Below are 10430 nucleotides of genomic sequence, written 5' to 3'. Positions count from 1 at the left end.
AACCGCCTCGGCGCCGCTCGCGGCAATTAATTGTCAGACCCCGTCCGTATGGTGCGGCTCATGGAGGTGGCGTGATGGACGTGGTCGTGTGGCCGGCCTCGGGGCCGGTGTCGTACGCGGACGCCGCGGCTCGGTATGCGGAGTTGCGGGCCTCGCCGTCGGGGGCGGTGGAGCCTCGGGTGGCGGCGTTTCACCGGGAGTTGCTGGAGACGTCGCCGGATCCTGGGGCTTCGGCTGGGTGGGCGTTGACGGTGGGGTCGGACGCGATCATCGTGCATCTGGTGTGGCAGGAGCCGCTGCGGATGTTGGAGCTGGTGCGGTTGCTGGCGTCTCGGCACGGGCTGGCTTGTTACGTGCCTTCGCGTCAGCAGGTGTTGACCTGATCGCGGCCCATCCAGGTGTCGATCTCCTTCCGCAGCCGCACCTTCGTGTCCTCGGCGGCGAAGGACGCCGAGACGGCCGCCGCGCTGAACGCCGCCATAGCCGAGTCGTCATACCCGAAGGCCTCACGCACGGCGACGTACTCGGAGGTGAGTGTGGCCCCGGTAGCGGAAGGAACGTCGGTGTTGAGCGTGACCACGAGCCCGGCGTCCACCAGCAGAGGCAACGGATGAGAGGAGAGTGATCCGGCCAGCCCCAAGGCCACATTGGACGACGGGCATACCTCGAGCGGTACGGCCCGGTCGCGCAACTCGGCGACCAGCGAGGGGTCTTCGAGGGCCCGGAACCCGTGCCCGATCCGATCGGCACGCCCGAGAGTCAACGCCTCGCGCACGCTGGCAGCGCCACAGCACTCCCCCGCGTGGTGCACGAGCCCGACACCGGCCTCGGCAGCCTCGCGGAACACGTCGGCGAACGGCGTGAGCGGATGGTCCTCTTCACCAGCGACACCGATCGCGACGACCTCCGGGTGCGAGACGGCCAGCCGCAGGGTGGTGCGGAGCCGCTCCAGAGACCGGCGGCGCGGGTGGTCAAGGATCACGCGAACCTCGATGCCGTACTCGGCCTGCCCCGCGGCGAGCCCTTCGAGCACGGCAAGGAGCGGCATGCCGGGATCACCGAGGCGCTCGCCGTGCGCGGCGGCGGTGAAGGTGACCTCCGCGTAGCGAGTCCCCTGCGCCGCTTCGTCAGCGCAGAACTCGCGTGCGATCCGGGCGAAGTCCGAAGGACGTTGCAGACAGGACCGGACGACACCGTTGTGCGCGGCGAACTGGGTGAACCCGTCGAACGCCTCCGGCAGCGGCGGCACCACGATGCCGTGCGCGTCTGCGAGCGCCGCCACCGTCTCGGGTCGCACGGTGCTCTCGAGGTGGACGTGCAGGTGGGCTTTGGGCAAGGTCAACAGGTCGCGCACGTCGGCGACGATAGGTGCCGGAGCCGCTCCGCGCCGCTCATTTAGTGGACACGGGGTTCGCCGATGGACGAATTCGGCCCGCGGTTGGGCATTTGCAGAATACGGCGGTTGACCTGCGAGTTCGAATCTACTTTTGAGTAGGTGGATTACTGCCGGGACTCCTGGGCAAATGGGTGTCAAATCCCAGTCTCGGAGGTTGTCACGTGCGCTCGGGCACACGGGGGCAAAGAGAGTTGCTGTGTTTCGTGACCGTCGGTCTCACCGTGGCCGCGGTCGGTCAGCTGATCCTGTTGTCGCTGATCAGGGCGGGTTGGGAGGCATGGCTGGCGAACGTGGTGCAGGTCGCGGTGACGCTGCAGCTCAATTTTCTGGGTAACCGGCACTTCACGTGGTGCCGCCGTCTGGAGGATTCGCGGTTCGCCGGAGTGGTGGCGTGGTGGCGTTTCCACTGGGCGCGGGGTGCGAGCGCGGTGTTGAGTGTCGCGGCATTTCCGGTGCTCGCGCCGAGGCTGGGCCACAGTGCGGCGTATTGGGTGCTGCTGGCGGCGGGCGCGGTGTTGAACTTCTGCACGGATCGGTTCTGGTCGTTCGGCGGCGGTGGGGTGCGGCCGGTCGCACGGGTGTTGTGCGTGCTGGGTGTGCTGGCGGCCGGGGTGTTCGTGGCGGCGCGGTATCTGGACGTGTTCATCGTGCTGGTGTCGGTGTTCATGCTGGTCGTCACGGTGACGACCCTGGGGTTCCAGCTCTATCGGTGGTGGCGGCCGCAGCCCGAGGAGCCGGATCACCGGGATCTGGTGGATCCGCCGAGGCTGCCCGGCGTGATCCTGGTGCCGATGCGGTTCGAGGAGGCGGTGGCCGGCCGCACGCTGGACCGGCTCGCCACGCTCGATCACCCGAACTACCTGGTGGTGCCGATCGTGGACCACGCCGACGACCCCGGTACGGCGGGCATCGCGCACGCGAAGGCGCGGGAGTTTCCCGGCCGGGTGCTGGTGTGCCCGTATCCGGAGGACATCGCGGTGCACAACAAGCCGATCGGGCTCAACGCCGCGCTGGAGTACCTGGAGCGGGAGGGGGTGCGGTTCGAGTGGGTGGGCGTGGCCGACGCCGAGGACCTGTTCCACCCGGACCTGCTGCGGGTGGTCGACCACCGGTTCCGCGAGACGAACGCGGCGGTGGTGCAGAGCGGTGTGCAGCTGATGAACTTCCACGCCCACCCGGAGGCCGTGCCCCGTGGACGCGGGCGGTGGTGGCGGGCGAACCTGACGGGCTGGTGGCGTGCGGCGAACGTGCTGGAGTACTTCAAGTGGTTCCAGTCGCGGCTGAAGCTGCAGGCCGCGGCGGGGGTGATGCCGCTGGGCGGGAACACGGTGTTCTTCCGGCACGCGTTCCTGCGCGAGCTGCGCGACCGGTACGGCAGTTGCTGGGACGGCGGGTGCCTGACGGAGGACTGCAAGATCGGGATCCTGGCGTCGGTGCTGGGCCTGCGGGTGGAGGTGATCTACTCCCACGAGCTCGTCACCCGTGAGGAGACGCCGACGACGCTGGCGGGGCTGCTGCGTCAGCGGGTGCGCTGGATGCAGGGGTTCATCCAGGTGTTCCGGGAGGGTGACTGGTTGTCGCTGCCGTCGATGACGCAGCGGGTGCTCGCGGTGTACGTGCTGGGATTCCAGTTCTTCCAGGCCTTCGCCGCGGCGTTCGCGCCGGTCGCGCTGGCGCTGGCGATCTGGCACAAGTCGCCGGTCGTGGTGACGCTGCTGGCGACGGTTCCGCTGGGGCTGGGTCTGCTGGCCGTCGCCCTCGACGTGGTGCTGCTGCGGCAGTTCAGCCGGACCTTCGGCATCAAGGCGCGGGTGCGGGACTACTTCGGCCTGGTCGTGGGTGCTTATCCGTTCCAGCTCGTGCTGTCGTGCGCCGCGCTGTGGGCGATCCTGCGGCACGCGGCGGACCGCACGGACTGGGTCAAGACGACCCACGCGGGGGCGCACCTGAAGCCGGCGGTGGTGGCGCGATGATCACCCGGCTGGCGACCGTGCCGCCGCCGATGTTGTCGGTGCGCCGGCGTCTGGTGGCGTCCGCGCGGGAGTGGCTGCGCCGCCATCGCGGCGATCTGGCGGTGCTGCTGCCGGTGCTGCTCGCGGCCGGATTGGTACACGCGATCGGCATGTCGGCCTTCCCGCGCTACGTCGACGATCCGGGCACGTACCTGTCGCAGGCGTGGTCGGTGCGTTATCAGGGGACGTTGTCGCCGTACTCGTACTTCTACGACCACGCGCCCGGCGGCTGGATCCAGATCGCGATGTGGGCGTGGCTGACCGACGGGTTCGGCCGGTACGACACGGCGATCGGGTTCGGCAACGAGGTGATGCTGCTGGCGAAGCTCGCGAGCACCGTGCTGCTGTACACGCTGGGCAGACGGCTCGGTTTCTCCCGGCCGGGCGCCGCCGCGGCCGGGTTGTTGTTCGCGTTGTGCCCGCTGGCGGTCATGTTCGGCCGGTGGACTTTTCTGGACAACCTCGTCACGCCGTGGCTGCTCGCGGCGTTCGTGCTCGCGTTGTCCCCGAAGCGCAGCATCGCGAGCGCGACGGGTGGCGCGGTGTGCTTCGCGATGGCGACGCTGACGAAGGAGACCGCGCTGGTGTTGCTGCCGGCGTTCGCGTGGGCGTTGTGGCGCAACACCGATCCGCACAACCGGGCGCATTCGCTGACCGTCGCGGCCGGTGCCGGGTTTCTGCTGATGGCGATGTACCCGCTGATGGCCGTCTACAAAGGAGAGTTGTTCGAGGGGCCGGGGCACAACAGCCTGCTGGGGACGGCGAAGTGGCAGCTCGTGGACCGGGCGGCGAGCGGGTCGCTGCTCAACGGCGGCAGCGTGATGCGGCAGATGTTCACCGACTGGCTGGCGCAGGATCCGGTGTTGCTGCTCGGCGGGCTCGTTTCGATCGTGGCCGGGTTCCTGGTGCGCCGGTTGCGGCCGATCGCGCTGACGCTGCTGATCGGGTGGCTGATGATGCTGCGCGGCGGTTATGTGCCGTTCATGTACGTGATCGTGCTGCTGCCGTGGAGCGCGTTGCTGATCGTGGGCGCGATCGAGGCGGTGTGGCGCAGATGGCCGCGGGCGGGGGTGGCGCTGGCGGCCGTGGCGGTGTTCGGCGCGGCGTTGTGGCCGGCTCGGCTGTACCCGATGGTGACGGCGTCGGGGCCGCAGCCGCTGCGGGCGGCCGAGCAGTGGGTGGCGGACAACGTGCCGCGCGACCGGGTGGTGGTGGCGCACGACTCGATCTGGGTGGATCTGGTGCACCAGTATGGGTTCCAGCCGCGGCCGATCATCGTGCACAAGCTGGACGCCGACCCGGCGGTGCGGCGGGAGCTGAAGCGCGTCGACTATCTGGTCGTGCCGAACTGGTACTACGAGTCGGGCGGCGGGAACTATCCGACGTTGCTGGAGGCGCGCAAGCACGCGGTCGCGGCGGCGCGGTTCGGTTCCGGTGGCGACGGCGTGGTCGTGTACCGCGTCAGCGAGCATTGGCGGCCGTGACATGCGTGTCTTGCTGATCATGGGGTTGGTCGCCGTGCTGGCGGCGTGCGGTCAGACGCCGCGGGTCGAGCTGCGGCCGAGTGAGCCGGCGGTGTCCTATGCCCCGCTGCGGCATCCGTTCCGCGACCGGCAGTTGTATCTCGCTCCCGACTCCCCCGCGCTGCGCTGGCAGAACGCGAACGGCGCTAGCTGGCTGGACCCGATCACGCGCACGCCGCAGGCCGTATGGCTCAACAGCCCGCAGGATCTGGACAAGGTGCCCGCGCTGGTCTCGGAGGCCGGGCAGCAGGACGCGTTGCCGGTCCTGGTGGCCTACTACGTGCCGAACCGGGGGTGCAGCGACTTTCGTGACGGGGCGCCGACGCCCGCGGAGTACGTGCAGTGGGTCGATCGGCTGATCACGTTGCTCGGCGCCACGAAAGCCGTGGTGGTGATGGAACCGGACGCCATTCCCGCCGACTGCTTCACCACTGAACGGGCCGAGGTGCTCAAGGCCGCGGTCGGCAAGCTGTCCGAAGCTGGTCACTTCGTCTACCTGGACGCCGGCCACTCGCGGTGGCGCAGTACCGGGGAGACGGCCGAGCGCCTGATCGCCGCGGGCGTCAACGTCGCGGAGGGGTTCGCGGTCAACATCTCCAACCGGCAGAGCACCGAGGACGCCCACAAGTGGGGCCGGGAGCTCGCCGACCTGACCGGCGACCGCGAGTTCGTGATCGACACCTCGCGCAACGGGCTCGGGCCACCGCCGGGCGACGGCGACTCGTGGTGCAACCCCGAGCAGCAGGGGCTCGGCGAGCCACCGACGACGAAGCCCGCGCTCGAGGGTGTGGCCGCCCTGTTGTGGATCAAGCCGCCTGGTGAGTCGGACGGGATCTGCGGCGGCGAGGACACCTACCTCTTCTCACCCCGGCAGGCCCGCAACCTGATCATGCGCTCGCCGCACGTGCCACCCGAGGAGCGGGAGGCCGCCGCGACCCACTAGCCGGAAACCGGGATGCGGACGGGCCGCGAGCGCGGATACGTTGCGTCGCATGCCAGAGACTCTGCACGGCGTGTCCGTCCATTTCGTCCCCGCCGACGGCCCGGTGCTCGACAGCGAGCGCGCGGCGACCGATCTGATCGGGTCGCTGTGGGGCACGGACGTGGAGATGGTGGTCGTGCCGGCGCAGTGCGTGGGCGACGACTTCTTCCGGCTGCGCACGGGTGTGGCGGGCGCGATCGCGCAGAAGTTCGTGAACTACCGCAAGCAGCTGGTGATCATCGGCGACATCAGCAGGCACGTCGAGGCGAGCACGGCGTTGCGGGACTTCGTGTTCGAGTCGAACCGGCGCAAGGACCTGTGGTTCCTGGCCGACGAGGCGGAGTTGCACGCGCGCCTGCGGAACGCCTGACCACTACGATCACACGTGTGAGCCTGCCCGAACCCGTCCGGGCCGCACTCGGCCGAGTCGGTCACACCGTGCTGGTGGACTTCGCCGAGCTGGAATCGGTGCGGCAGCGGTTCGACGACGAGCAGGCGGCGAGCCTCGCGACGTATCTGCACGCCGCACAGTCGCCGAACACCATCCGCGCCTACCGGTCGGACTGGATCGCCTGGGCGGGATGGTGTGCCGCGGAGAACCGGCAGGCGCTGCCGGCGAACCCGCTGGACGTCGCCGTGTACTTGGCGGCCGCGGCGGACACGCGCCGGCCGGACGGGAGCAACGCGTTCACGCCGTCCACTTTGGACCGCAAGGCGGCGGCGATCGCCGCGGTGCACGCCGCGAACGGGTTGCCGAGCCCGACGCGCAGCGACGTGGTGCGGCTGACCCTGCGCGGTGTGCGGCGCTCGCGCCGGACCCAGCCCAAGCGCAAGCGGCCGGTGCTGCTGGAGACGCTCGAAGCCCTGCTCGGCGAGCGTCCCGAGCCAGGCCTGACGCGGGCCCGCGACACCCTGTTGCTGCTCACCGGGTTCGCGGGCGCCCTGCGGCGCAGCGAGCTCGCCACGCTGCGGTTCGAGGACGTGACGGTCGACGCCGACACGCGCAGCCACGAGCCACTGCTGCTCATCCACCTCGGCGTCACCAAGACCGACCCGACCGGTCAGCACCAGCAGCGGGTCGTGCTGCCGCGCGGCGCGCGCCGGCACACGTGCCCGGTGTGCGCGTTCGCGGACTGGGCGGACCTGCTGGAACGCCAACGTGCGGGCGAGGCGCGGCCGGTGTATGAGGAGTCGCCGGTGCACCGGTGCCACACCTATCGCGGCACCACCCTGCAGGGCGCGCTGTTCCCGACGATCAACCGGCACGGCGGCGTGAGCGCCAAGCCGATGTCAGGCCGAGCCGTTGCCGAGCTGGTCAAGCGATACGCCGAACGAGCCGGCCTGGACCCCGCGTTGTTCGGTGGCCACTCGTTGCGTTCGGGATTCGCCACCCAGGCGGCGCTGGGCGGGGCGAGCGACCGCGAGATCATGCGGCAGGGCCGGTGGACCAACCCGCGCACCGTGCACCGCTATATCCGGACGGCCAACCCCCTTGAGGACAACGCGGTCACCCGTTTGGGGCTGTAGGTGCTACTCCGAAAGAACTATGAAACCGGTTGTTCACGCCGTTAACACTAAACATGACCCCCGCCGGTAGAGCCGTGCCGAGAGTTGCAACCGGATAGGCCGGACGGTCTAACGCAACGAAATGTTTCCATGTTGTTTCCACCCCGGTTGAGCTGCCCTTTTGGTTCCACCATCCGGACAAAAGCCGATCTCCTGACCAGGCAAGTAGCTCGTTTTGTGAAGCGATCTCGGATTTTGAGAGCGGGGTCGAACATGCACTTTCCGCAATACGATCACTACGCCCGGTCATCGAACGAAGGTCGGGTGTTCCTCGGCACTTGGTCCGGAATCCCTGTAACGCTCCGGACCAGGCGCCCCCTGCACTGGAACGGGAGCGTCCATGAAGCGCAAGGCACTGGGCTGCTGCGTGGCCCTGGCGTCGGTGGCGTTCGTGTGCGTCAACAGCGCACAAGCCGCACCGGCACCCCTGGAAAACCCGCTCGTGACCAAGGCGACCGCCTTGAAGTTCGCCGAGCAGCAGGCGTCCACCATCGGTTCCGCACTCGGGCTGAGCAGCCAGGAGCGGCTCATCCCGAAGGACGTCGTCACCGACGCAGACGGCACCCGCCACCTGCGCTACGACCGCACCTACAACGGTCTCAAGGTGATCGGCGGCGACCTCATCGTCCACCAGACCGGTGGCGGCGAGATCCGCTCGGTCGACCACGCCACCAACGCCAAGCTCAACGTGTCCACCACCCCGGCCATCGCCGCTCCGGCGGCGGCGAACGCCGCCGTGGCGAGCCAGTCCGGCACCCAGTGGACCCAGGCCGCACCCAAGCTCGTCGTGTTCGCCTACGACACCGAGCCCGTGCTCGCCTGGGAAACCGTGCTCAGCGGCATCAAGGCCGACCAGACGCCCAGCGACCTGCACGTGTTCACCGACGCGAACACCGGCAAGCAGCTGCTGACCTACGACGACACCCACCACGCCGCGGGCACCGGCGCCAGCCAGTACAGCGGCAGCGTCGCCCTGGAGACCACCCAGGCCGGCGGCACCTTCCAGCTCAAGGACCCGTTGCGCGGCAACCAGTCCGTCAACAACCTCAACAACAGCTCCGGCACCGGCACCCTGTTCACCGACGCCGACAACAAGTGGGGCAACGGCACCACGTCGGACAAGGCGACCGCCGGCGTGGACGCCGCCTACGGCGCCGCCAAGACCTGGGACTACTACAAGAACGTCCACGGTCGCAACGGCATCAAGAACAACGGCGTCGGCGCGCTCAGCAAGGTCCACTACGGAAACAGCTACGTCAACGCCTTCTGGTCCGACGGCTGCTTCTGCATGACCTACGGCGACGGCCAGAACAACCAGCGCCCGCTCACCTCACTCGACGTCGCCGCCCACGAACAGTCCCACGGCGTCACCAGCTCCACCGCGGGCCTCATCTACTCCGGCGAGTCCGGCGGACTCAACGAGGCCACCAGCGACATCTTCGCCGCCACCGTCGAGTTCTACGCCAACAACGCCTCCGACCCCGGCGACTACCTCGTCGGCGAGAAAATCAACATCCGCGGTGACGGCAAGCCGTTGCGCTACATGGACAAGCCGTCCAAGGACACGCGTTCGCTGGACTACTGGTCCTCCAGCGCCGGCAGCGTCGACGTCCACTACTCGTCCGGCATCGCCAACCACTTCTTCTACCTGCTCTCCGAGGGCAGCGCCCCGAAGACGATCAACGGCGTCGCCTACAACAGCCCCACCTACGACAACCAGCCCGTCACCGGCATCGGCCGCGCCAAGGCCGAGAAGATCTGGTACCGGGCCCTCACCACCAAGTTCACCTCCAGCACCAAGTACGCCGCGGCCCGCACCGGCACCCTCGCCGCCGCGGCCGACCTCTACGGCGCGAGCAGCGCCGAGTACGCCGCGGTGAACCGCGCCTGGGCCGCGGTCAACGTGAAGTAGGACCCCGCCAGAGAACGAGGCCCGGACCGCCCCCCTGCACGGTCCGGGCCTCGTCGCTTGTCAAAACCCCAAATGTCGGCGAAGTGTCAGAACCGGCTCCTACGGTCGATCTTGTGCACATCAGAACCGCGGCCCTACTGCTGATCGCCTTACTCCCTGCCGGGACAGCCCACGCCACCGTCGTCGCCGGCCGCGGCAACGACATGATCGTGCGCTGGCGCGACGGCGAGGTCCGCCCCGATCCCGACGCCGCACCGCGAGATCCAGCTCGATCGCCGCCAGCTCGCTCTCGGCAGTCATGCACCAGGCTTGCCGATCGGCGCGAACCCGAAACGCTCAGCCCGTCGTGCCACCCACAGTGGCGTCCGACGACGGCTTCTCCTCCTCCGACGACGGTGCCGGCGGCGGCACCACACCGGACAGATCACCGCCATTGTCGTTGACCCGCAACACAAACGGCCGCATCTCCGTGTACGACACCACCGACACCGAACACGGATCCACCACGATCCGCTGAAACGCGTCCAGATGCATCCCGAACGCGTCCGCCAGCACCGACTTGATCACGTCACCGTGACTGCACAACAACCACACCGCCCGCGGCCCGAACTCCGCCGCCACCCGCGCGTCGTGCGCCCGCACCGCCGCGACCGCCCGCGACTGCACCGACGCCAGGCCCTCGCCCTCGGGGAACACCGCGGCGGAAGGGTGCTGCTGCACCACCTTCCACAACGGCTCCCCGAACAGGTCCTTCAAAGGCCGGCCCGTCCACGCCCCGTAGTCCACTTCGGACAGATCCGGCTCGGACACCGCCTCCAGCTGCCGCTCCGACAACAGCGGCGCCAGCGTCTCCTCACACCGCTGCAACGGCGACGACACCACGGCCGCGATCGGCACGTTCTTCAGCCGCTCCACCAACGCCGACGCCTGGTCACGACCCTTGTCGTCCAGGCCCACCCCGAGTGATCGCCCGGCGAGCACACCGGATCCGTTCGCGGTGGAACGCGCATGCCGAAGCAGGATGACGGTGGCCATGACC

Annotated in this window: 9 protein-coding genes; 7 read left to right on the top strand and 2 right to left on the bottom strand. The window is 69.0% G+C overall.

Annotation, left to right across the window (positions count from 1 at the left end):
- Window positions 1-74 precede the first annotated feature (74 nt).
- Window positions 75-383, top strand: a complete 309-nt coding sequence (locus tag QSK35_RS02155; RefSeq protein WP_285741663.1) for a hypothetical protein — start codon at window positions 75-77, stop codon at window positions 381-383.
- Here the strand turns inward: QSK35_RS02155 and add are convergent.
- Window positions 365-1354 (bottom strand): adenosine deaminase, encoded by a 990-nt coding sequence (add, locus tag QSK35_RS02150; protein ID WP_285741661.1) that lies wholly within the window; start codon window positions 1352-1354, stop codon window positions 365-367. The genes QSK35_RS02155 and add overlap by 19 nt on opposite strands.
- A 245-nt stretch (window positions 1355-1599) precedes the next feature.
- Here add and QSK35_RS02145 point away from each other — a divergent pair, with 245 nt between their 5' ends.
- From QSK35_RS02145 to QSK35_RS02120, 6 genes are all read left to right on the top strand, one after another.
- The gene (locus tag QSK35_RS02145; RefSeq protein ID WP_285741659.1) at window positions 1600-3369 is read left to right on the top strand and encodes a glycosyltransferase; all 1770 of its coding nucleotides are present in this window, start codon (window positions 1600-1602) and stop codon (window positions 3367-3369) included.
- Window positions 3366-4892, top strand: coding sequence for a glycosyltransferase family protein (locus tag QSK35_RS02140; protein WP_285741657.1), 1527 nt, complete (start codon window positions 3366-3368; stop codon window positions 4890-4892). The genes QSK35_RS02145 and QSK35_RS02140 overlap by 4 nt, the downstream gene beginning before the upstream one ends.
- 1 nt (window position 4893) lies before the next feature.
- Window positions 4894-5874: a glycoside hydrolase family 6 protein gene (locus QSK35_RS02135; protein WP_285741655.1), complete on the top strand. Its 981-nt coding sequence runs from the start codon at window positions 4894-4896 to the stop codon at window positions 5872-5874.
- A 49-nt stretch (window positions 5875-5923) separates the two neighbouring features.
- On the top strand, window positions 5924-6283 hold the full coding sequence (locus QSK35_RS02130) for a DUF4180 domain-containing protein (RefSeq protein ID WP_285741653.1): 360 nt from the start codon (window positions 5924-5926) through the stop codon (window positions 6281-6283).
- A gap of 17 nt (window positions 6284-6300) precedes the next feature.
- Window positions 6301-7440 (top strand): site-specific integrase, encoded by a 1140-nt coding sequence (locus QSK35_RS02125; protein ID WP_285741651.1) that lies wholly within the window; start codon window positions 6301-6303, stop codon window positions 7438-7440.
- A gap of 379 nt (window positions 7441-7819) precedes the next feature.
- Window positions 7820-9391: a M4 family metallopeptidase gene (locus QSK35_RS02120; protein WP_285741649.1), complete on the top strand. Its 1572-nt coding sequence runs from the start codon at window positions 7820-7822 to the stop codon at window positions 9389-9391.
- Window positions 9392-9727: 336 nt separating this feature from the next.
- Here QSK35_RS02120 and QSK35_RS02115 read toward each other — a convergent pair whose 3' ends face one another.
- Window positions 9728-10426 (bottom strand): histidine phosphatase family protein, encoded by a 699-nt coding sequence (locus QSK35_RS02115; protein WP_285741648.1) that lies wholly within the window; start codon window positions 10424-10426, stop codon window positions 9728-9730.
- Window positions 10427-10430 lie beyond the last annotated feature (4 nt).

Origin of the sequence: Lentzea sp. NBRC 105346 (assembly GCF_030269605.1) — a bacterium.
Lineage (GTDB): Bacteria > Actinomycetota > Actinomycetes > Mycobacteriales > Pseudonocardiaceae > Lentzea.
The sequence above is the reverse complement of the archived record's forward strand: the minus strand, read 5'-3'. Positions and strand labels throughout refer to the sequence as shown.